The sequence below is a fragment of the Streptomyces sp. NPDC004721 genome (assembly GCF_053601495.1).
This window is the reverse complement of sequence record NZ_JBSGBZ010000023.1, coordinates 1-21292: the sequence shown is the minus strand read 5'-3', so window position 1 is coordinate 21292 and position 21292 is coordinate 1. Positions and strand designations below refer to the sequence as shown.

The following is a 21292-nucleotide window of genomic DNA, read 5'->3' as shown; positions in this document are numbered from 1 at the left end:
GCAAGCCCGGCGGTACGGCAGAATTTTCGCCATGGGGATAGTCGCCGGGTTGGACAGTTCGCCCGATTTCACTCGTATCGTCGTTTGTGACGCGGACACGGGGTCCGTACTCAGGCAGGGATATGCGCCACATCCGGTCGATACCCCAGAGGGCGGCGGGCGCTCCGCCGACGTCGATCCGCAGGCCTGGCTGCTGTCCCTCGGGGAAGCCGCGGGCGGCGGGCTCCTGGAGGGCGTGCAGGCGATCGGCGTCTCCGCGCAGCAGAACGCGCTGATCCCGATCGACGCCCAGGGCGCCACCGTGCGGCCCGCGCTGGTCGGCGGCGACCGGCGGGCGCAGGTCGCCGCGGCCGACCTGATCGACGCGCTCGGCGGCCGGGAGGCCTGGGCACAGGCGGTCGGCTGCGTGCCGCAGGCCCCGCTGCCGGTGACCAAGCTGCGCTGGTTCGCCAAGAACGAGCCCGAGGCCGCCGGGCGTACGGCGCTCCTGCTCCAGGCGCACGACTGGCTGGTGTGGCAGCTGCTGGGGCGGCCGATGCGCCGCACCACCGACCGCGGCGGCGCCTCCGGCACCGGCTACTGGTCCGCCGCCACCGGCGCCTACCGGCCCGACCTGGTCGAGCTGGCGCTCGGCCGGCAGGCCGCGCTGCCCGAGGTGATCGGTCCCGCCGAGGCGGCCGGCACCACCCCGGAGGGGCTGCTGATCTCGGCCGGGACCGGGGAGACCATGGCCGCCGCCTTCGGACTGGGACTGGGCCTGGGCGACGCGGTCGTCTCCCTCGGCGCCTCCGGTTCCGTGATGGCCGTTCACCCCGAGGCGCTCGTCGACCAGACGGGGATGATCACCTCGCTCGCCGACGCCACCGGCATGCACCTGCCGGTCGTGACCACGCTGAACGCGGTACGGGCGCTGCGCGGCACCGCCGAACTGCTGGGCGTGCCCGACCTGGAGGGCCTGTCGGACCTGGCGATGAAGTCGACGCCGGGCTCGCACGGACTCGTGCTGCTGCCCTACCTGGAGGGCGAGCGGACGCCCAGCCTGCCGCACACCGCCGGGATGCTCGCCGGGCTCCGGCGCGAGTCGATGAAGCCGGAGCATGTGGCGCGGGCCGCGTTCGAGGGCATGCTGTGCGGGCTCGCGGACGCGCTCGACGTCCTGCGCGGCCGGGGCGTGGAGGTGCGCCGCGTCTTCCTGCTCGGCCCCGCCGCGGAGCTGTCCGCCGTACAGGCCGTGGCGCCCTCGGTGTTCGGCGCGCAGGTCGTCGTACCGCAGCCGGCCGACTACGCCGCGATCGGCGCCGCCCGGCAGGCCGCCTGGGCGCTCGGCGCCTCCCAGGGCACCCTGGATCCGCGCACCCCGCCGGCCTGGCAGGGCGCGGTGGCCCAGATCCTCGAGCCCGGCGAGGATCTGGCGGTGGGCCAGGCGGTGCGCCAGCAGTACGTGTCGGTGCGTGAGCAGGTTCACCCCGGGGCCTTCCAGGGGTGACGACCGCCCCACGAGCCTTTTTGTCCGCACAGGCCTTTTCCGGCTTATCAGACATAAAGGTCAGTCATATTGTCCGCAACGTGCATCCTTACGGGGGCGTTTGGGGCATAACGGTTCACTCGTGCGGTGGGTCCGACGACGTGGGGTCAAGGGACGACCCGGCCCCGGTCGTTGACCCGCCGTCGAGTTAATCGGTTGAGGTAACGCGGGTGGAGTGTTCGACGATAGGTGCCAGGGGACATCGACTGCCCCCACCGCCGACTCCGAGAGACCCAGCGTGCTCATTCGACTCCTGCGGACCTATCTCAGGCCCTACAAGAAACCCATAGCCCTCCTGGTGCTGCTGCAGTTCCTGCAGACCTGCGCCACGCTGTACCTGCCCACCCTGAACGCCCACATCATCGACAACGGTGTGGTGAAGGGTGACACCGGCTACATCCTGACGTTCGGTGCCGTGATGATCGGCATCTCACTGGCGCAGGTCGTGTGCAACATCGGTGCCGTCTACTACGGCGCCCGCACCGCCTCGGCGCTCGGCCGGGACGTACGGGCGGCCGTGTTCGACCGTGTGCAGTCCTTCTCGGCCCGTGAGGTCGGCGGCTTCGGGGCGCCTTCCCTCATCACCCGGACGACGAACGACGTGCAGCAGGTCCAGATGCTGGCCCTGATGACGTTCACCCTGATGGTGTCGGCGCCCATCATGTGTGTGGGCGGTGTCGTCCTGGCCCTCGGCCTGGACGTGCCGCTGTCCGCGGTGCTGGTCGCCGTCGTCCCCGTGCTCGGCATCAGCGTGACCCTGATCGTGCGCCGGCTGCGTCCGCTGTTCCGGTCCATGCAGACCCGCCTGGACACCGTGAACCGGGTGCTGCGCGAGCAGATCACCGGCAACCGCGTGATCCGCGCCTTCGTCCGCGACGAGTACGAGAAGGACCGCTTCCGCGGGGCCAACGGGGACCTGACGGAGATGTCGCTGGCCACCGGCCGGCTGCTCGCGCTGATGTTCCCGATCGTGATGACGGTGGTGAATCTGTCGTCCATCGCCGTGGTGTGGTTCGGCGCCCATCGCATCGACAGCGGCGGGATGCAGATCGGCGACCTGACCGCGTTCCTCGCCTATCTGATGCAGATCGTGATGTCCGTGATGATGGCCACCTTCATGTTCATGATGGTGCCGCGCGCGGAGGTGTGCGCCGAGCGCATCCAGGAGGTCCTGGACACCGAGTCCAGCGTCGTGCCGCCCGTCGCGCCCGTGACCGAGCTGCGCCGCCACGGCCATCTGGAGATCCGCGGCGGCGGCTTCCGCTACCCGGGCGCCGAGGAGCCCGTCCTGAAGGCCATCGACCTGCTCGCCCGCCCCGGTGAGGTGACCGCCGTCATCGGCTCGACCGGCAGCGGCAAGTCCACCCTGCTCGGTCTGGTGCCCCGGCTGTTCGACGCGACCGACGGGGAGGTCCTCGTCGACGGCGCGGACGTACGCACCGTGGAGCCGGAGCTGCTCGCCAAGACCGTCGGCCTGGTGCCGCAGAAGCCGTACCTGTTCGCGGGCACCGTGGCGACCAACCTGCGCTACGGCAACCCGGACGCCACCGACGAGGAGCTGTGGCACGCGCTGGAGGTGGCGCAGGCCAAGGACTTCGTCAGCGAGCTGGAGAACGGCCTGGACGCGCCGATCGCCCAGGGCGGCACCAACGTCTCCGGCGGCCAGCGCCAGCGCCTGGCCATCGCCCGCACCCTGGTGCAGCGCCCGGAGATCTACCTCTTCGACGACTCCTTCTCGGCCCTCGACTACGCCACCGACGCGGCCCTGCGGGCGGCGCTGGGGCGCGAGACCTCCGAGGCGACCGTCGTCATCGTCGCCCAGCGCGTGGCGACCATCCGCGACGCCGACCGGATCGTCGTCCTGGACGAGGGACGGGTCGTCGGCACCGGCCGCCACCGCGAGCTGATGGCGGACAACGAGACCTACCGGGAGATCGTGCTCTCCCAGCTGACGGAAGCGGAGGCTGCCTGATGGCCGGGCCGATGGGGCGGATGATGTCCGGGGGCGGGCCCGACAACCGCTCGATGGACTTCAAGACGTCGAGCAAGCGGCTCATCACCCAGTTCAGACCCGAACGGATCACGCTCGCCGCCCTGGTGCTGTGCGTGGTCGTGAGCGTCACGCTCAGCGTGATCGGGCCGAAGATCCTCGGCAAGGCCACCGACCTGGTCTTCGCGGGGATCGTCGGCCGGCAGATGCCGGCCGGGGCGACCAAGGACGAGGTCCTCGCCTCCATGCGGGAGCGCGGCCAGGGCTCGATCGCCGACATGCTGAAGAGCACCGACTTCACCCCCGGCAAGGGCATCGACTTCGGTGCCGTCGGCGAGGTCCTGCTGTTCGCGCTGGGTACGTTCCTGGTGGCCGGCCTGCTGATGGCGGTGGCGACCCGGCTGGTGAACCGGTCGGTGAACCGGACCATGTTCCGGATGCGCGAGGACGTGCAGACGAAGCTGTCGCGGCTGCCGCTGTCGTACTTCGACAAGCGCCAGCGCGGCGAGGTGCTGTCCCGCGCCACCAACGACATCGACAACATCGGGCAGACGCTGAACCAGTCGATGGGCCAGCTGATCAACTCGGTGCTGACCATCATCGGCGTGCTCGTCATGATGTTCTACGTCTCCTGGATCCTGGCGCTGGTCGCGCTGGTGACCGTGCCGCTGTCGTTCGTCGTCGCCACGCGCGTGGGCAAGCGGTCGCAGCCGCACTTCGTGCAGCAGTGGCGCTCGACGGGCCAGCTCAACGCGCACATCGAGGAGATGTACACCGGGCACACCCTGGTGAAGGTGTTCGGGCGCCAGGAGGAGTCGGCGAAGCAGTTCGCCGAGCAGAACGAGGCGTTGTACGAGGCCGGGTTCAAGGCGCAGTTCAACAGCGGCGTCATGCAGCCGCTGATGATGTTCGTCTCGAACATCAACTACGTGCTGGTGGCCGTCGTCGGCGGTCTCCGGGTCGCGTCGGGCACGCTGTCCATCGGTGATGTGCAGGCCTTCATCCAGTACTCGCGGCAGTTCTCGATGCCGCTGACCCAGGTGGCGTCGATGGCGAACCTGGTGCAGTCCGGCGTCGCCTCGGCCGAGCGCGTCTTCGAACTGCTGGACGCCGAGGAGCAGACGGCGGATCCGGTGCCGGGCGTGCGGCCTCAGGAGCTGCGCGGGCTGGTCGCGCTGGAGCAGGTGTCGTTCCGCTACGACCCGGACAAGCCGCTCATCGAGGACCTGTCGCTGACGGTGGAGCCGGGGCACACGGTCGCGATCGTCGGTCCGACCGGCGCGGGCAAGACCACGCTGGTCAACCTGCTCATGCGGTTCTACGACGTCACCGGCGGGCGCATCACGCTCGACGGCATCGACATCGGGAAGATGTCGCGTGACGAACTGCGGTCCGGGATCGGCATGGTGCTCCAGGACACCTGGCTGTTCGGCGGCACCATCGCGGAGAACATCGCCTACGGCGCCTCCCGCGAGGTCACCCGCGGCGAGATCGAGGAGGCGGCGCGGGCCGCGCACGCCGACCGGTTCGTCCGTACGCTGCCCGACGGCTACGACACCGTGATCGACGACGAGGGCTCCGGGGTGAGCGCCGGTGAGAAGCAGCTCATCACCATCGCTCGGGCGTTCCTGTCCGACCCGGTGATCCTCGTCCTGGACGAGGCGACCAGCTCGGTCGACACCCGTACCGAGGTGCTGATCCAGAAGGCGATGGCCAAACTCCAGCACGGCAGGACGTCGTTCGTCATCGCGCACCGGCTCTCCACGATCCGGGACGCGGACACGATCCTCGTCATGGAGAACGGCTCCATCGTCGAGCAGGGCGCCCACGACGAGCTGCTGGCGGCCGACGGGGCGTACGCGCGCCTGTACAAGGCGCAGTTCGCGCAGGCGGTCGCCGAGGTCGACTGACCGACGGTGCGTGCTGCTGTCGGGGGCCGCTCGCCCAAGGTGAGCGGCCCCCCGTCAGTCCAGATAGCCGCGGAGCTGGTCGGCGAAGGCGTGGTCGCGCAGTTTGTTGAGGGTCTTGGACTCGATCTGGCGGATCCGCTCCCGCGTCACGCCGAAGAGGCGTCCTATCTCCTCCAGCGTGCGCGGGCGCCCGTCCACGAGCCCGTACCGCAGCTGCACGACCTTGCGCTCGCGCTCCCCCAGCGTGGACAGCACGGCCTCCAGGTGCTCGCGCAGCAGCAGGAACGCCGCCGACTCCACGGGCGAGGCGGCGTCGCCGTCCTCGATCAGGTCACCGAGGGCGACCTCGTCCTCCTCGCCGACCGGGGCGTGCAGGGAGACCGGCTCCTGGGCGAGCCGCAGGACCTCGCTCACCCGCTCGGGCGGCAGGTCGAGGTGGGCGGCGACCTCCTCGTGGGCCGGCTCATAGCCCCGCTCCTGGAGCATCCGCCGCTGCACCCGCACGACCCGGTTGATGAGTTCGACGACGTGCACGGGCACGCGGATGGTGCGGGCCTGGTCGGCCAGGGCCCGGGACATGGCCTGGCGGATCCACCAGGTGGCGTAGGTGGAGAACTTGTAGCCGCGGGCGTAGTCGAACTTCTCCACGGCCCGGATGAGCCCGAGGTTGCCCTCCTGCACGAGGTCGAGCATGGTGAGCCCCCGGCCGACGTACCGCTTCGCCACGGACACCACGAGCCGCAGGTTGGCCTCGATGAGCCGGCGCTTGGCCATCCGGCCGAGGACGACGATCCGGTCCAGGTCCAGAGCGAGCCGGCTGTCCAGGTCCGGGGTGGTGGTCAGCTTCTCCTCCGCGAACAGGCCGGCCTCCACACGCCGGGCCAGTTCGACCTCCTCGGCCGCGGTGAGCAGCGGGATCCGGCCGATCTCCCGCAGGTACTGGCGGAACAGGTCGGAGGACGGACCCCCGCTCTCGGTGCGAGCGGGAACCGGCTCGGGAAGCTCGGACGGGGCCTCCGGCTCCGCCTCGGGGTGGTGCGCGCCCCGGCCCTGCGGGGGTACGGCCGCGACGACGTCGGCCTCCCCCAGGTCCGGGTCCGGTCCGGCAAGGCCCGGGCCGGTGGCGATGTCGGTCTGGGTGAGGGTCTGGGTCTGCACGGGGGCGACCTCCAGGATGATCGCTGCTGAGGTGTGCGGCAGCGGTACTAGGGGGGCGGAGTCGGCGGCCTCGCCACCGTCCGTCCCGTACGCGAGGAGCACAGCCGCTCAGATGTGGGACCCGTGGGAGACGGAGCGGCCGCGCGCCGAGGACTCAGGCAACCGGACCCAGTGTGGGGTACGACACATCACCGCCACGAGGGGCGTGCGATGACTTTTTGCGTCCCGTCCGTGACCGGCCGGTTACGCAGACCGTCCGACGGTCGGGCCGACGATCACAGTGCCGCCGCGCCACGCTCCCGCAGAGCTTGGTCGTATTGCTGGAGGATCCACAACTCGTTCTGAGCGGAGGCCAGTTGGGCGGGGTCGCCGCCGGTGCCGAGGCGGGCGACCGTGCTCTGGAGGTCGCGGATGCGGCGTTCGACCGCGCGACGGCGGACCGTCACCAGCTGGGCACCCGCGTAGGCGTCGTCGACCTCCCGGCGGAGCAGGATCGCCTCCACCGCCAGCTCGGTGACCATCGCGCGGACCGTGTCGTCCGGGGCGGCCTCGCGGACGCGGGCCAGGTACTCCTGCGGGTCGCCCACGCCGTACTCGGCGCCGCCCGCGTCCAGGACCGCCTGGCGTACGGCGGCGTAGGACGGGGCGGTGAACTCGTCCACGCCGTAGGCGTCGAAGGCCGGTGAGACCAGCTCCGGGCGTTGCAGGGCGAGTTTGAGCAGTTCGCGTTCGGTGGCGAAGACCGGGTTGCGCAGGTTGAGCGCCGGGCCCCGGGACGCGGGGCGCGTCGGCGCGTGCTCCTGCCGCGGGCCCCGCTGCCGCTGGTCCGGCGCCGGGCCGCGGCCGCCGCGCTCGCGTGCCCAGCGGGCCAGCTGGGCCACCCGCTTGACCACGAACTGGGTGTCGAGGATGCCGAGCAGTCCGGCGAGCTGCACCGCGACCTCGTGCTGGGCGCCGCTGTTCTTGATCCGGGCGACGACCGGCGCGGCCTCGTCCAGGGCGCCGGCCCGGCCGGCCGGGGTGTCGAGGTCGTAGCGGGCCACGATCTGGCGCAGCGCGAACTCGAAGAGCGGGGTACGCGGTTCGACCAGGTCGGCGACCGCCTCGTCGCCCTTGGCCAGGCGCAGGTCGCAGGGGTCCATGCCGTCCGGGGCGATCGCGATGTAGGTCTCGGCGGCGAACTTCTGGTCGTCCTCGAAGGCCCGCAGGGCCGCCTTCTGCCCTGCCGCGTCGCCGTCGAAGGTGAAGATCACACGCGCCGAGCCGTTGTCCATCAGCAGCCGGCGCAGGATCTTGATGTGGTCGCCGCCGAACGCCGTGCCGCAGGTGGCGATGGCGATGGGCACGCCGGCCAGGTGGCAGGCCATGACGTCGGTGTAGCCCTCGACCACCACCGCGCGGGAGCTCTTCGCGATCTCCTTCTTCGCCAGGTCGATCCCGTACAGCACCTGGGACTTCTTGTAGATCGCCGTCTCGGGGGTGTTGAGGTACTTCGGTCCGTTGTCCGCCTCGTACAGCTTGCGCGCGCCGAAGCCCACCACGTCGCCGCCGATGTCGCGGATCGGCCACATCAGCCGGCCCCGGAAGCGGTCGATGGGGCCGCGGCGGCCCTCCTGGGCGAGGCCGGAGAGGATCAGCTCCTTGTCGGTGAAGCCCTTGCCGCGCAGAAAGCGGGTGAGGTGGTCCCAGCCCTGGGGGCTGTAGCCGACGCCGAAGTGGACGGCGGCGCCCTGGTCGAAGCCGCGCCCGGCGAGGAAGACCCGGCCGGTCTCGGCCTCGGCGGAGCTCGCGAGCTGTTCGGCGTACCAGTCGGCGGCCAGCTTGTGCGCCTCCACCAGGCGGATGCGCTCGCCGCGCTGGTGGGCGGGGTTGTACCCGCCCTCCTCGTAGCGCAGGGTGATGCCGGCCTGGGCGGCCAGCCGCTCGACCACCTCCGAGAAGGAGAGGTGGTCGATCTTCATCACGAACGTGATGGTGTCGCCGCCCTCCTGGCAGCCGAAGCAGTGGAAGAGTCCCTTGCTCGGGCTGACCTGGAACGACGGCGACTTCTCGTCGTGGAACGGACACAGGCCCTTGAGGTTGCCGCCGCCCGCGTTCCGCAGCTGGAGGTACTCGGACACCACGGCGTCGATCGGGACCGCGTCCCGTACCGCCTTCACGTCCTCGTCGTTGATCCGTCCTGCCACGCCAGAAGTCTACGGTGGTCGCCGAGGCTCCCGTCCGGCTACGGGGCCAGGCTGTCCAGCGGCACGTGCGGGTCCGCGAGCGCCTCCGTGTCCACGTGTGCCTTCGTGCGGATCAGGCGCTGGATCGGGTCCGTGACGTCCCACACATTGACGTTCATCCCGGCCAGGACGCGGCCCTCCTTCACCCAGAACGCGATGAACTCGCGCTTTCCGGCGTCCCCGCGGATCACCACCTCGTCGTACGAGCCGGGGGGCGCCCAGCCGCTGTACTCCATGCCCAGGTCGTACTGGTCGGTGAAGAAGTAGGGCACGCGGTCGTACACGGCCTCCTGGCCGAGCATCGCGCGGGCCGCGGCCGGGCCGCCGTTGAGCGCGTTGGCCCAGTGCTCCACCCGCAGCCGGGTGTCGAACAGCCCGTGCGGGAAGGAGGCCACGTCGCCGGCCGCGTAGATGTCCGGGTCGGACGTGCGCAGCCGCTCGTCCACCTTGATGCCGCCGCCGTGGATGCGGTCGGCCAGCTCCAGGCCCGCCGACTCCGCCAGGGCGAGGCGCGGCGCGGCGCCGATCGCGGCGAGCACGTCGTGGCAGAGGTGCTCCTCGCCGTCGTCGGTCCGGGCGGCGAGCACCATGCCGTCCTGCCCGACGATCTCGGTCAGCCGGGCGCCGAAGTGGAAGCGGACGCCGTGCTCGCGGTGCAGGTCGGCGAAGAGCTGGCCCAGCTCGGGGCCGAGCGCGCCGTGCAGCGGGGTGGCGGCCGGCTCGACGACGGTGACCTCGGCTCCGTACTCGCGGGCCGCCGCCGCGACCTCCAGGCCGATCCAGCCGGCGCCCGCGATGACGAGGTGGCCGTTGTCCCGGCCGAGGTGGGTCAGGACGTGCTTGAGGCGCTCGGCGTGGGCGAGGCGGCGCAGGTGGTGGACGCCGGCGAGGTCGGTGCCGGGGATGTCCAGGCGGCGCGGCTCGGCGCCGGTGGCCAGCAGCAGCTTGTCGTAGCGCACATGGGTGCCGTCGTCCCCGTAGTGGACGGTCCTGGCGGCGCGGTCGATCGCGACGACCGTCTGGCCGAGGTGCAGTTCGATGTCGTTCTGCGCGTACCAGGCGGGCTCGTGCACGAATACGCTGTCGCGCTCCTCCTTGCCGAGCAGGTAGCCCTTGGACAGCGGCGGCCGCTCGTAGGGGTGGTCGCGCTCGTCGCACACGAGGATCACGCGGCCGCTGAAGCCCTCCGCGCGCAGGGTCTCGGCCGCCTTCGCACCGGCCAGACCTCCTCCGACGATGACGAATGTCTGATCCGCGTCGACCACTTGATGCCTCCTCGTAAGGGTGCCGCCACATGGGAGCGTCCCGCACGGAGCGTGGTGCGGGAAGAGGGAGTGGCCCGATCAGGCCACGGAGGGTCACCTGGAGACCCGGTCGGGGCCACGGGGTTCACTCGGGTCCCACCCGTACCACGGGTGTCCGTAAACGTGCTGTCAATGTCATGCGCGCTCTCTCGAAGTCATGCGTGCCCTCTCAGGCGCGCGTGAAGCGAACGGGCCGAGGCGTCGGTGAGGGAGGCAATCTGGTCGACGAGCACGCGCTTGCGCGCACCGTCGTCGGCGGCCTGGTCGAACAGGGCGCGGAACTGGGGGTCGAGGCCGTGCGGGGCGCGGGCGGTCAGCGTCTCGGCCAGCTCGGCGACCACGATCCGCTGGTCGGCGCGCAGCCGCTCCTGCTCGGCGCGCTGCATGACGTACCGGTCGGCGACGGCCTTGAGGACCGCGCACTCCATTCGGGTGATCCGGGGGACGACGAGCTCCGCGCCGTAGCGTGTGAGGCGCCCGCTTCCGTACCGCTCTCTGGTGGCGCCCTCGGCGGCCAGGCAGAAGCGGCCGATGAGCTGGCTGGTGGCGTCCTTCAGGCGGGCCTGGGCGACGGCCGAGCCGTCGTATCCGTGCGGCCACCACTCCTGGTCCAGGAGGCGGTCGAGGGCCTCGGCGAGTTCCCCGGGGTCGGTGCCGGCCGGGACGTAGCGGCCGACGGCGACCGCGAAGACCGCCTGCCGCTCGGGTTCGGCGTGCAGGCAGCCCGGGTCGATGTGGCCGGCGTGCAGCCCGTCCTCCACGTCGTGCACCGAGTACGCCACATCGTCCGCCCAGTCCATGACCTGGGCCTCGAAGCAGGTGCGGGTGCCGGGAGCGTCCTTGCGCACCCAGTCGAAGACCGGCCGGTCGTCCTCGTAGACACCGAACTTGGGCGAGGCCGGGTCGGTGGGGTGGGCACCGCGCGGCCAGGGGTACTTGGTGGCGGCGTCGAGGGCGGCGCGGGTGAGGTTGAGGCCGACGCTGACGAGTTCGTCCGTGGCGGCGTCGACGACGAACCGCTTGGGCTCGATACGGGTGAGCAGGCGCAGCGACTGGGCGTTGCCCTCGAAGCCGCCGCAGTCCCGCGCGAACTCGTTCAGCGCCTGTTCGCCGTTGTGCCCGAAGGGCGGGTGGCCCAGGTCGTGGGAGAGGCAGGCCGCCTCCACCAGGTCGGGGTCGCAGCCGAGGGCGGCGCCCAGCTCACGGCCGACCTGGGCGCATTCGAGCGAGTGGGTGAGCCGGGTGCGGGGACTGGCGTCCCAGACCTGGCTGTGATCGCCCGGTGTGACCACCTGGGTCTTGCCGGCCAGCCGTCTCAGGGCCGCGGAGTGCAGCACGCGCGCGCGGTCGCGCTGGAAGGCGGTACGCCCCGGCCGCTTGTCCGGCTCGGCGGCCCACCGCTCGACGGCCGGCGCCTCGTAGCCGGCGGGCGGCACGTGGTTCTCGGGCGGCCGGGGGGCGTGCCGGCGCGGGTGGGCTGCCTCGGATGCGATCCCTTCCATGGTTCGACAGTAAGCGCAGGTACCGACAATCGGGATGTCACCGTCCGCCTCCGGTCCGCGACGGTGTGCGTGTCGCGTGCGTGTCGTGTGCGCGCCCTCCCGGACTCCGCTGCTGTGTCTGCCGTGTCTGGCGTGTCTGGCGTCACAGGAATGGGTCAGGGGCGGGTGAACCGGGGTGGCGTGCGCCGCGTCCTTGCTGATCGAGGGCCGTGGGGCCGCCCGGGGAGGGGACTGACCGATGCGCTTGACGCATGCGCCGCGCACGCCGCGCCGACTGTCGTGGACACGTCCGCGCCTGCCGCGCACCCGCGCCGGGCGGCGGCTGCTGGTGCAGGCGGTGATGGCCGGATGCGCGCTGGCCCTGCTGCCGGCGACCTGGATGTACGTCGTGGCCGGCGACCGGCTGCGCACCACGGCGGACGCGCCGCGCACCGACGTGGCCGTGGTCTTCGGCGCGGGCCTGTGGGAAGGGGAGCCGTCGCCCTACCTGGCGCACCGGCTGGACGCGGCGGCGAAGCTGTACCACGAGGGCCGGATCAAGGTGCTCCTGGTGACCGGCGACAACAGCCGCGAGGACTACGACGAACCGGACGCCATGCGCGCCTACCTGACCAGGCGGGGCGTGCCCGGCGTCCGGATCGTGAGCGACTACGCCGGCTTCGACACCTGGAGCTCCTGCGTCCGCGCGAAGAAGATCTTCGGCGTGGACCGGGCGGTCCTGGTCACCCAGGGGTTCCACGTCCGGCGCGCGGTCGCCCTGTGCGACGCGGCGGGCATCGACTCCTACGGTGTCGGCGTCGACGCCAAGCACGACGCCACCTGGTACTACGGCGGCACCCGCGAGGTGTTCGCGGCCGGCAAGGCGGCCGTGGAGGCGGTGTTCCAGCCGGACCCGAAGTTCCTGGGCCGCACGGAGCACGGGGTGGCCAGGGCCCTGGCCGACGCCGGGTAGGGCCCGCGGCCCGCGTCCGCACCCCGGGGGTGGCCACGCGGAGTTCGTACCGCGGGCCCTCGTGCTCCGCGGGCGGGACGCGTTCGGTGTACGGGGGCTGGACGCCGTGGGTCCCGATCACCGTCTCGTGGGGCTCCGGCACCTCGTTGCGAACGGGTCGTCGCCGGCCCGGCCCCGGTCGCGTCGCCGCCCGTCAGACCCGGTGCCGCGTGTGCCGCGTTCGCCAGTCCCCGCCCTCGATGCGCGAGCCCTCGGTGCGCAGGTGCCGGGTGACGGACGGTCCGGCGACGTAGACCCAGGCGCGTACGGTCGCTCCGTCGGTCTCGCGGACCACCTCGCGCTCGATGCGCTCGTAGAGGCTGCGCGGGTCGCCGGCCACGTATCCCTCCAGCCGGTCCAGGGCGGTGAGCACCTCGCCGTACTCCTCCGGCCGGGCGGCGACGAGGTCGCCCCGCACCAGCCCGCCGGGCTCCTCCACGGCGTAGGGATAGCCGGGTCCGTCGTAGAGCACCGCGCCGGACAGCCGGGCGGGCTCCTCGGAGCGGGTACGGCCGCGCAGGAACAGTCCGTGGTTGCCCTCGCCGGGGCGCAGGGTGCCGTAGACGAAGAACGGAAGCGGTGCGGGCGGCGGCGTCGGAGCAGTCGAAGTCGTCACGGAAACGATTCTCTCTCCCCTGGACACCCACCCTGCGGACGCTATGGACATGACATGTCATGAGCACTTAAATCTCTGAGCAACGCCAGCGCAACCCCCAAGCGCCCCCAGGGGCGCCCGCGCTCTAGGAGACCGATGAGTCGGACACGGCACATCCGAGCTTCCCGCCTTGCCACGGCAGGCGTGGCCGCCACCACCGCCACCCTGCTGGCCGCCGCCCTCTCCCCCGCCGCACACGCGGAGGGCAGACCCGACCGGGCCGCCGCGATCCACAACGCCGCGTCGGCGCTCGTGAACCACTCCACGGCCCTGGACCTCTCCTCCGCCGAGGCCACCACCGTACGGGACGTGATCGTCGACAAGGACGGCGCACAGCACGTCCGCTACGACCGCACGTACCACCAACTTCCCGTGCTGGGAGGTGACTTCATCGTCCACATGGCTCCGGACGGCAGCTACACCGGCGCCGACCGGGCCTCGAAGGGCACGGTCTCCCTCCCGAGCACCACGCCCCGGCTCTCCGCCCCGAAGGCGGCCGACCTCGCGGTGAACGCGCTGCGCGCGGAGAACCTGGGCACGAAGCTGCGACAGGTCAAGGCCAAGCCGGAGTTGATCGTCGACGCCCTGCACGGCGCCCCGCGCCTGACCTGGCGCACCAATGCCGTCGGGCTGGACTCGCTCGGCAACCCGGTGGCCCGTACGGTGCTCACCGACGCCCGCACGGGCACACAGATCGACGCCTGGGACAGCATCGAGACGGCGACGGGCGACGGCCAGTCGCTCTACAGCGGAACGGTGCCGCTGGAGACCACGGTCTCGGGCTCGACGTACCAGCTCAAGGACCCGACGCGCGGCAACACGTACACCGGCGACGCGGAGAACAAGACCGACGCGTGCTTCTTCGGCATCTGCTTCCAGCGCGCCCCCGCCACGCTGTTCACGGACGCCGACAACCACTGGGGCACGGGCACGACCGCGGACCGCGCGACGGCGGCGGTCGACGCGCAGTACGGCACCAACGAGACCTGGGACTACTACAAGAACGTCCACGGCCGGAACGGCATCGCGGGCGACGGCAAGGGCTCGTACAACCGCGTCCACTACGGCAGCAACTACAACAACGCCTTCTGGGACGACAGTTGTTTCTGCATGACGTACGGCGACGGTGACGGCACCACGTTCGGTCCGCTGGTCGCCCTCGATGTGGCCGGCCACGAGATGAGCCACGGCGTGACGTCGAAGACGGCGGCACTGACGTACTCGGGCGAGTCCGGCGGCCTGAACGAGGCCACCTCCGACATCCTGGGCACGCTGGTGGAGTGGTACGCCGACAACCCCTCGGACCCCGGGGACTACCTGATCGGCGAGAAGATCGTCCGCTCCGGCTTCGGCAAGTCGGCCCTGCGCTACATGGACAAGCCCTCCAAGGACGGCAGTTCGGCCGACTGCTGGAGCAGTTCGGTGGGCAACCTCGACGTCCACTACTCCTCCGGCGTCGCCAACCACTTCGCCTACCTGCTCGCCGAGGGCAGCGGCGCCAGGACCGTCAACGGCGTCGCCTACGACTCCCCCACCTGCAACAACTCCTCGGTGACGGGCATCGGCCGCGACAAGCTCGGCAAGATCTGGTACCGGGCCCTGACGGTCTACATGACGTCCTCCACGAAGTACGCGGGCGCGAGGACGGCGACCCTGAACGCCGCCAAGGACCTCTACGGCGCCGGCGGCACCGAGTACAACGCGGTGGCAGCGGCCTGGAGCGCGACCAACGTGAACTGACAGCTCGGCTCCCGAGTGTTGCGGCCGCTCCCGCCTTCCCGGCCGGGGCGGCCGCAGCACGTCCGGCTCGACGAAACGACCGCCTGGACGGCCTTCCGGCCGATCGTGTGAGAAGGTCCGGCCTGTGATCAACCAGACTGACGACCCCGGCCGCGAGCTCGTACTCGTGGGCGGTTTGAGTCCCGCGGACGTCGCGCTTGTTCACCGCGAGGCTCTGCGCGTCCTGCGTTCCACCATCGACACGGCCCACCTCGACGCCTACAGCGACGACGCCTGGCCGCCGGCGGTGCGGCACGCGTACGAACGCGCGCTGTCCCTGGCCCGGGAGGCGGTGGCGGACGGCACTCGCTCGCGGCGCGGCGATCCCGGGATGGGGATCGACATCGACGTCCGCGACGACGAACAGTTCGCGGTGCTCTCGGACTTGGCTCCCCGCACGATCAACGCCGAAGGGTGGCGGGGAGACCGGCTGGTCTTCAGCGCCAGCGACTCGGGAACGTCCCTGTGGATCACCGTGACACGGGGACAAGAGGAGGAGCTTCTGGCCCGGTTGAACGCGCTGGGGATCCCGTCGACCGCGCTTGCCGTCCGGCGACGTGAGCGCTGAGGCACTTCCGGACAGCACGTCGATGACGGACCTTGCCGCGCAAGTACCGGAGTCCGGTCAGGCCCTGGTGATGTTCCTGCCCGGCATCGGCTCCGCGAGTGCCGTCCGCCATTCGGGTGCGCCGAAGGCGTCCGCGAAGTACTGGGTCTCGTGCACCACTTGTCCGTGGGCGAACTCCATGATGCTCACCGAGTAGGAGGGCACCCCGTCGTAGGTGATGACACACTCGCTCACCCACAGGTCCCCGCCGCCGGCGATCCGGTGGACGGTGAAGTGCCGACTGGCGGGGTGCCCGCCACGTTGCGCCGAGATCGTCGCGCGGCCCCGGAAGCGTTCACCTGACTGGGGGTAGTCGAGGATCGCGTCCGCGGCGTAGATGGCGTGCTCGGCCTCGGTGTCCCCGCGTTCCGATGCCCGCCAGTGTTCCTCGATCGCGGCCCTGGTCCGGATATCGGGATCCATCGCTTTGTCCCTTCTGCGGGCGGCCGGTGCGATCCGGGTACCGGGTACCTGGGAGTGCTACGAGGCTTCCTCCCAGGGCGCTCGGCCGTCGAACGTCATGGGCAACGGTGGCAGCGTAGACCGCCCGGTGCGGCGGCTCGGGCACCCGTTCACCCTCACGTCCCGCGCCCTTCCGGGTGGTCTCCGACGTGCCGTCAGTAGAACGGCGTTGACCTGCCGAAACGTCGACCGCGGGGCGGTCCGGGGCGATGGTCCGGCCACCCGTTCGCCGCATTCCTGACAGGCCTTCAGCAAGCGGGAACGGCGCCGGGCCACTTACCTCGATAGGGCAGGGGCACGGCCGACGGCGGCACACGCGGGTGTCGCGGGCCGTGGCCCCACCGCAGAGCCCGGAGGAGCACCGATGCGACGTATCGCCCGCCGGCCGGCCAGGGCCATGGCCGGGGCCGTGCTCACCGCGGCCGCCGTGGGCGGTCTGGCCGCGCCCGCGTACGCTGCGGCCGGTGGCAGCCTGGAGGTGAATCCGTACTCGGTCCAGCCGGGCGGTCAGGTCACGGTGAACACCAAGGGGTGCGGCAAGAAGGCGTCCGCGGCGGGTGACGCCAGCGCGGTCGGCGCGGGTCCCTTCACGCTGGCGCCCAGCGCGCGCGAGGGCGAGGCCGTCGGGCGGTTCCGGGTGCCGGAGAGCGCGCAGCCGGGGACGTACGAGATCGTCGCGCAGTGCGCCGAGGGCGACCAGGAGGTCAGGGGCGACCTGGTCGTCACACTGATGGCCGCTCAGGAGCAGGTGGAGCCCCGGGGAAGCGTGAAGACGGGGGTCGGCGGCAGCGAGCTGGACCGCGACCCCGTGAAGACCGCGGCCGGTGTGGCGGCTCTCGCCGTCGCCGCCGCGGGCGGTACCTGGCTCCTGCATCGCCGGGCGAGAGGCGACGGGATCTGACGGACATCCTCCGCTGTCCGTCCGCCAGTACCGCATGCCCCCGCCCCCTTCCGGGTGCGACGCCCCTCGCGGCCCGGAGGGGGGTGCGGGGCACCGAGTCCGGGAGGGGTCCCAGAGGGGCCGAAAGGGGGGCCGGAAGGAATCCCGCGGGATTCCGAGAGGGGTCGTCCCTATGCGCATAGGCAACGCCGCGATAGCAACCGTCACCGTGGTCGCCTTCTGCTCCGGCGCCTGGCTGCTGCACAGCGGCGCCGAGTCCCACGCCCCACCCCAGCCCGGAGCGGCGGAGGGCGTGCTCGACCCCGGTGAGGAAGCCCGCGCCGCCCCCGCGCTGCCACCGTCCCCGCCCCTGCGCATCCGCATCCCCTCCATCCGGATAGACGCCCCCCTGACCGGCCTCGCTCTGACGAAGTCCGGCAGCCTCAACGCCCCTCCCGCCGACAACAAGAACCTGGCCGGCTGGTATGAGGCCGGCACCACCCCCGGCGAGCGGGGCACCGCGATCGTCGCCGGCCATGTCGACAACGCCCAGGGACCCGCCGTCTTCTACAACCTCGGCGCCCTGAAGAAGGGCAGCACCATCGAGGTGGACCGCCGGGACGGCGGCGTCGCCGTCTTCACCGTGGACGCGATCGAGGTCTACGAGGCCAAGGACTTCCCCGACGAGAAGGTCTACGGCGCCGCCAAGCGCCCGGAGCTGCGCGTCATCACCTGCGGCGGCGGCTACTCGAAGACCACCGGCTACCGGGGCAACGTGGTCGTCTTCGCCCACCTGACCGGCAGCCGCTGAGCCCGGCATGATCCAAACGAGAGGCTTAGGCCACCCACTGCTGGTAGGCCATGTTCGCCACCAGGGCGAACACCACTGTCAGCAGCACGATCCGGACGAAGCCGCTGCCCTTCTTCAGCGCGGTGTGCGCGCCCAGGGCGCCGCCCGCCAGGTTGAAGACCGCCAGGACGGCCGCCAGTTGCCACAGGATCGCGCCCTGCCAGGCGAAGGTGGCCAGGGCGCCCGCGTTGGTGCAGCAGTTGACGATCTTGGCGGTGGCGGAGGCGGTCACCAGGTCCAGGTGGAGTACGGCGGTCAGCGCCAGGACGAGGAACGTGCCGGTGCCGGGGCCGATGAGGCCGTCGTAGAAGCCGATGCCGAGGCCCGCGAGGCCGATCGCCGCGAGGATCCGGCGGCGGGTGGCCGGGCCGGACACCGGGGCGGTGCCGAACGAGGGACGCAGGATCACGAAGGTTCCCACCCCGAGCAGCACCACCATGATCACCGGCTTGAGCACCTCGGTGCTCATCCCGGCCGCGAAGAACGCCCCGGCGGAAGACCCGGCGAGCGCTGCCAGCCCGATGCGGACGGCGGTGCGGACGTCCACGGGCGCCCGGCGGACGTAGGTCACGGCCGCTCCGGTCGTGCCGACGATGGCGACCGCCTTGTTGGTGCCGAGCGCGGCCGCGGCCGGGGTGCCGCCGGGCAGCCCCAGCAGCAGGGCCGGCAGCAGCAGGAGCCCGCCCCCGCCGACCACGGCGTCGATCCACCCGGCCGCGAACGCGGCGAGGCACAGCAGGACGACCACGGTCAGCGATATGTCGGGCATGATCGCGACCCTAGGCAGGGATGCGTGCGCGGTCCACGTATCTGAGGGTCTTTTGAGGTCCGAGGGCCAGGTGAGGTGCGGCCGGCTCAGTCCTCCAGGGTGCCTCACCTCAGTGCTTCAGGTCGCCTCAGTGCTTCAGGGCGTCGTACGACACCCCGGTGAGCCGCTCGGACGCCTCCCAGAGCAGCCGGCCGCCCCGGTCGTCCAGGGTCCAGGGCGCCCGCCAGGACGGGGCCGGCGCTCCGCGCCACATGGCGAAGGACGGGCCGTGGAAGGAGTCGGGGCGCACTCCCGGGACGGTGGCCGCGTACAGCGTGGGCAGGGCGCCCGCCTCGGCCGGCTGGGCGACGACCCGGTTGCCGGCCTCCATGAGCCGTTCGGCCGTCCGGCGGCCCTCCGCCCGTGGCCCCGCGGTCTGGAGGTTGGTGGCGGCGTATCCGGGGTGGGCGGCGGCCGCGACCACGTCGGACCCGGTGGCCGCGAGCCTGCGCGCCAGCTCGTGCGTGAAGAGCAGGTTGGCGGTCTTGGAACGGGCGTAGGCGATCCAACGCCGGTAACGGCGCTCGCTGTTGAGGTCACGCAGATCGACGTTGGCCAGCGCGTGCATCATGCTGGAGACGGTCACGACGCGGGCGCCCGGCGTGTCGAGCAGCCTGGGCAGCAGCAGCCCGGTGAGGGCGAAGTGCCCCAGGTGGTTGACCCCGAACTGGGTCTCGAACCCGTCCGCCGTCGTCCCGTAAGGCGGCGCCATCACTCCGGCGTTGTCGACGAGCAGATCGAGCCGCTGGTACGGGTACCCGTCCGCGAACTCCCTCACGGATCCCAGGTCCCCGAGATCCAGCCGCGCGAACTCGACCTCCGCGCCCGGTACTTCACGCGTCACCCGATCGGCCGCCGCACTCCCCCGCGCCTCGCTCCGGCACGCCAGCACCACCCGGGCGCCCCCGCGGGCCAGTTCCCGCGCGGTGACGAGACCGAGCCCGCTGTTGGCCCCGGTGACGACCGCCGTACGGCCGCTCTGGTCGGGCATGTCGTGCGTGTTCCAGCCGGGCATGGAGGGCTCCCTGGTGACGGAGGGACGGCGGGTACCTGTGATCCAACGTAGGAGAGGGGCGGCATCCCCAATGAAGCGGCTTGCCTCACCAGGGCGCGGTACCGGGGAGACGCGGTCACGATGAGTGCCTTCACCGCCTCCGGATGAAGCGGGTGGATCTCCGGATAGAAGACCTCCGGCGGTTTCAGCCCCTCCCATGGGTACTTCGGAATGATCCCCTCTTGGTGGGCCATCTTCAGGATGCTGGTGCAGACATTCCAGGATGTCGCGAAGCTCGATGGAGCCATGACCGCAGACCGCTCTTTGATCCACCTCAGTCCGTCTGCTCGCTGAATCCGGCCGATCTCCCGATTGCCGAACGTCGGGTAGATGCGCAGCCGTAGGGCCCGCTCGACGTTCGACTGTGTCCGCTCGCGGTGTACGGCCGTCTCCTGCCAGCGTTCAGCGATGGCCCTGAACTTCTGCTTGCCCAACTGCCGGTTCACGAACGTGCCGCCGTCGAGTTCAGTCATCACCTTGGCGGCACGGGAGTCCGCAGCACTCTTCTTCTCGAAGTTCTCCTTGCACTGCTTACCGGACAAGTCCCGGTAGCGCACCTGCCAGCGTTTCCCTGTGCCGTGCTGGGTGCTGGGATACACCGTCTGGGTCTTGCTGCTGTGCGCCTCGCACGGCTCAGCGTCGGCCGGCGGTCGGGACAGGCGCCAGCGGTCGTACACGTCAGCCATCAGTTCCCCTCCCCTCAGAGAGTGATTCGTGAGGTGATGCCGGTTTCGTCGTTGCGGTTGGGATAGCTGAGCCGATCGTGGAATCGGCGGGCGTTTACGGCCACGCCCGGGCGAACAGGCCTGGCTTGGTCTCGGATTTCGCGATCGACCAGGCGTGTGAGCTTGGCGCGGACGCCCTCGGGGTGTGATCCCAACGCGGCTGGGCAAGTAAAGCCACGCGCTACGCCCCGTTGTTGACTATGCGGAACTCTCGTGAGGGTCACCGCTGTTGGGGAGGAATAAATGCCGACCACATACACCGCCGACGTCCAAAGTGAGGAGTGGGCGGAGTGGCTCGCGGGACTCGACGAACTGGAGGGCCTTGTCATCCACCTTGGCAAGGGCAGGGTGCGCCTCACCGAGACCGCCATCGCCTACCTGCGGTGCGTGGGGTACCCGCTCCGGCTTTATGTCCACGTAACTGACGACAACCACCTGTTCATCGACTTGCTGGTGACCGATCTGGTTCGCGATCAGTAAGCTGGCGACGTCGTCGAACGCAGCGGTGAACGTCGCCCGGCCCCGGCCTGGCCCTCCTCGCCGGCGCACGACAAGGAAACGGGCATCAGCTCACGAATCGCGAGAACGCGACTTCCTCCCCCAGGTTCCCCCCTCCGGTGCCGATTGACGTCCTTGGCTAATGGCAATAGCCTCTGGGCTATGGTTGCTAAGAGGTCGCTGACGCCGGCCGCCGTGGTCGATGTGGCGCTCGGCATCGTGGACGAGCACGGGCCGGACGGCCTCACGCTCGCCGCCGTGGCGCACGGCTGCAGGGTCGCCACGCCGTCGCTCTACAAGCACGTGGCGAGCCTCGGCGAACTGAAGACGCTCGTCGGAGTGCGGGTGCTGGAGGATATGACCGACCGG

18 protein-coding genes are annotated in these 21292 nt (G+C 71.1%); 10 read left to right on the top strand and 8 right to left on the bottom strand.

The window, feature by feature from the left end:
• The first annotated feature begins 31 nt into the window (after positions 1 to 31).
• The 3 genes from ACWEK3_RS21795 to ACWEK3_RS21785 all read left to right on the top strand — a co-directional run bounded on the left by ACWEK3_RS21795 (position 32) and on the right by ACWEK3_RS21785 (position 5425).
• Complete coding sequence (locus ACWEK3_RS21795; protein WP_390724005.1) at positions 32 to 1486, top strand: xylulokinase; 1455 nt, start codon at positions 32 to 34, stop codon at positions 1484 to 1486.
• Positions 1487 to 1763: 277 nt separating this feature from the next.
• Positions 1764 to 3497 carry an ABC transporter ATP-binding protein gene (locus tag ACWEK3_RS21790; RefSeq protein ID WP_450538874.1) on the top strand — a complete coding sequence of 578 codons (1734 nt, stop codon included), beginning with the start codon at positions 1764 to 1766 and terminating at the stop codon, positions 3495 to 3497.
• On the top strand, positions 3497 to 5425 hold the full coding sequence (locus ACWEK3_RS21785) for an ABC transporter ATP-binding protein (protein ID WP_450538876.1): 1929 nt from the start codon (positions 3497 to 3499) through the stop codon (positions 5423 to 5425). Before ACWEK3_RS21790 ends, ACWEK3_RS21785 begins: the two co-directional genes overlap by 1 nt.
• Positions 5426 to 5479: 54 nt before the next feature.
• Here the strand turns inward: ACWEK3_RS21785 and ACWEK3_RS21780 are convergent, their stop codons facing one another.
• From ACWEK3_RS21780 to ACWEK3_RS21765, 4 genes are all read right to left on the bottom strand, one after another.
• Positions 5480 to 6685, bottom strand: a complete 1206-nt coding sequence (locus ACWEK3_RS21780) for an RNA polymerase sigma factor (protein ID WP_365775376.1) — start codon at positions 6683 to 6685, stop codon at positions 5480 to 5482.
• 173 nt (positions 6686 to 6858) lie between these two features.
• A complete protein-coding gene (dnaG, locus tag ACWEK3_RS21775; RefSeq protein WP_390724001.1) occupies positions 6859 to 8769 on the bottom strand; it encodes a DNA primase in 1911 nt (636 codons plus the stop codon).
• Positions 8770 to 8807: 38 nt separating this feature from the next.
• Positions 8808 to 10073, bottom strand: a complete 1266-nt coding sequence (locus ACWEK3_RS21770; protein WP_453250370.1) for an NAD(P)/FAD-dependent oxidoreductase — start codon at positions 10071 to 10073, stop codon at positions 8808 to 8810.
• A 194-nt stretch (positions 10074 to 10267) separates the two neighbouring features.
• The gene (locus ACWEK3_RS21765; protein ID WP_450538882.1) at positions 10268 to 11614 is read right to left on the bottom strand and encodes a deoxyguanosinetriphosphate triphosphohydrolase; all 1347 of its coding nucleotides are present in this window, start codon (positions 11612 to 11614) and stop codon (positions 10268 to 10270) included.
• A 238-nt stretch (positions 11615 to 11852) separates the two neighbouring features.
• Here ACWEK3_RS21765 and ACWEK3_RS21760 point away from each other — a divergent pair, with 238 nt between their 5' ends.
• A complete protein-coding gene (locus tag ACWEK3_RS21760) occupies positions 11853 to 12566 on the top strand; it encodes a SanA/YdcF family protein (RefSeq protein WP_453250369.1) in 714 nt (237 codons plus the stop codon).
• Positions 12567 to 12759: 193 nt separating this feature from the next.
• On the opposite strand, the gene ACWEK3_RS21755 is transcribed toward ACWEK3_RS21760, so the two are convergent.
• Complete coding sequence (locus ACWEK3_RS21755) at positions 12760 to 13221, bottom strand: gamma-glutamylcyclotransferase family protein (protein WP_384078792.1); 462 nt, start codon at positions 13219 to 13221, stop codon at positions 12760 to 12762.
• Positions 13222 to 13356: 135 nt separating this feature from the next.
• Here ACWEK3_RS21755 and ACWEK3_RS21750 point away from each other — a divergent pair, with 135 nt between their 5' ends.
• Both ACWEK3_RS21750 and ACWEK3_RS21745 read left to right on the top strand, forming a co-directional pair.
• A complete protein-coding gene (locus ACWEK3_RS21750) occupies positions 13357 to 15000 on the top strand; it encodes a M4 family metallopeptidase (RefSeq protein WP_453250368.1) in 1644 nt (547 codons plus the stop codon).
• A 124-nt stretch (positions 15001 to 15124) separates the two neighbouring features.
• Positions 15125 to 15607 (top strand): hypothetical protein, encoded by a 483-nt coding sequence (locus ACWEK3_RS21745; RefSeq protein ID WP_450538889.1) that lies wholly within the window; start codon positions 15125 to 15127, stop codon positions 15605 to 15607.
• A 57-nt stretch (positions 15608 to 15664) separates the two neighbouring features.
• On the opposite strand, the gene ACWEK3_RS21740 is transcribed toward ACWEK3_RS21745, so the two are convergent.
• On the bottom strand, positions 15665 to 16069 hold the full coding sequence (locus ACWEK3_RS21740) for a nuclear transport factor 2 family protein (protein WP_450538890.1): 405 nt from the start codon (positions 16067 to 16069) through the stop codon (positions 15665 to 15667).
• A gap of 403 nt (positions 16070 to 16472) precedes the next feature.
• Between ACWEK3_RS21740 and ACWEK3_RS21735 the strand changes: the two genes are divergently transcribed.
• Together ACWEK3_RS21735 and ACWEK3_RS21730 are read left to right on the top strand one after the other, a co-directional pair.
• A complete protein-coding gene (locus tag ACWEK3_RS21735) occupies positions 16473 to 17009 on the top strand; it encodes a hypothetical protein (RefSeq protein ID WP_376409304.1) in 537 nt (178 codons plus the stop codon).
• A gap of 172 nt (positions 17010 to 17181) precedes the next feature.
• On the top strand, positions 17182 to 17799 hold the full coding sequence (locus ACWEK3_RS21730) for a class F sortase (RefSeq protein ID WP_365425878.1): 618 nt from the start codon (positions 17182 to 17184) through the stop codon (positions 17797 to 17799).
• A gap of 25 nt (positions 17800 to 17824) precedes the next feature.
• Here ACWEK3_RS21730 and ACWEK3_RS21725 read toward each other — a convergent pair whose 3' ends face one another.
• Both ACWEK3_RS21725 and ACWEK3_RS21720 read right to left on the bottom strand, forming a co-directional pair.
• Complete coding sequence (locus ACWEK3_RS21725) at positions 17825 to 18607, bottom strand: sulfite exporter TauE/SafE family protein (protein ID WP_376547160.1); 783 nt, start codon at positions 18605 to 18607, stop codon at positions 17825 to 17827.
• Positions 18608 to 18734: 127 nt separating this feature from the next.
• Entirely contained in the window at positions 18735 to 19661 is a 927-nt protein-coding gene (locus ACWEK3_RS21720; protein ID WP_450538893.1) for an oxidoreductase, read from the bottom strand.
• Positions 19662 to 20668: 1007 nt separating this feature from the next.
• On the opposite strand from ACWEK3_RS21720, the gene ACWEK3_RS21715 reads away from it, so the two are divergent.
• Together ACWEK3_RS21715 and ACWEK3_RS21710 are read left to right on the top strand one after the other, a co-directional pair.
• Positions 20669 to 20905 carry a hypothetical protein gene (locus ACWEK3_RS21715; protein ID WP_450538894.1) on the top strand — a complete coding sequence of 79 codons (237 nt, stop codon included), beginning with the start codon at positions 20669 to 20671 and terminating at the stop codon, positions 20903 to 20905.
• A gap of 180 nt (positions 20906 to 21085) precedes the next feature.
• Positions 21086 to 21292, top strand: a 207-nt coding sequence (locus ACWEK3_RS21710) for a TetR/AcrR family transcriptional regulator (RefSeq protein WP_453250367.1), incomplete at its 3' end; no start/stop codon positions are given.

Excerpts from the sequence above, each read along its gene's own strand:
- ACWEK3_RS21795 (WP_390724005.1), top strand. The coding sequence starts at position 32 with ATGGGGATAGTCGCCGGGTTGGACAGTTCGCCCGATTTCACTCGTATC.
- ACWEK3_RS21785 (WP_450538876.1), top strand. The coding sequence starts at position 3,497 with ATGGCCGGGCCGATGGGGCGGATGATGTCCGGGGGCGGGCCCGACAAC.
- ACWEK3_RS21765 (WP_450538882.1), bottom strand. The coding sequence starts at position 11,614 with ATGGAAGGGATCGCATCCGAGGCAGCCCACCCGCGCCGGCACGCCCCC.
- ACWEK3_RS21760 (WP_453250369.1), top strand. The coding sequence starts at position 11,853 with ATGCGCTTGACGCATGCGCCGCGCACGCCGCGCCGACTGTCGTGGACA.
- ACWEK3_RS21750 (WP_453250368.1), top strand. The coding sequence starts at position 13,357 with ATGAGTCGGACACGGCACATCCGAGCTTCCCGCCTTGCCACGGCAGGC.
- ACWEK3_RS21740 (WP_450538890.1), bottom strand. The coding sequence starts at position 16,069 with ATGGATCCCGATATCCGGACCAGGGCCGCGATCGAGGAACACTGGCGG.
- ACWEK3_RS21735 (WP_376409304.1), top strand. The coding sequence starts at position 16,473 with ATGCGACGTATCGCCCGCCGGCCGGCCAGGGCCATGGCCGGGGCCGTG.
- ACWEK3_RS21730 (WP_365425878.1), top strand. The coding sequence starts at position 17,182 with ATGCGCATAGGCAACGCCGCGATAGCAACCGTCACCGTGGTCGCCTTC.
- ACWEK3_RS21725 (WP_376547160.1), bottom strand. The coding sequence starts at position 18,607 with ATGCCCGACATATCGCTGACCGTGGTCGTCCTGCTGTGCCTCGCCGCG.
- ACWEK3_RS21720 (WP_450538893.1), bottom strand. The coding sequence starts at position 19,661 with ATGCCCGGCTGGAACACGCACGACATGCCCGACCAGAGCGGCCGTACG.
- ACWEK3_RS21715 (WP_450538894.1), top strand. The coding sequence starts at position 20,669 with ATGCCGACCACATACACCGCCGACGTCCAAAGTGAGGAGTGGGCGGAG.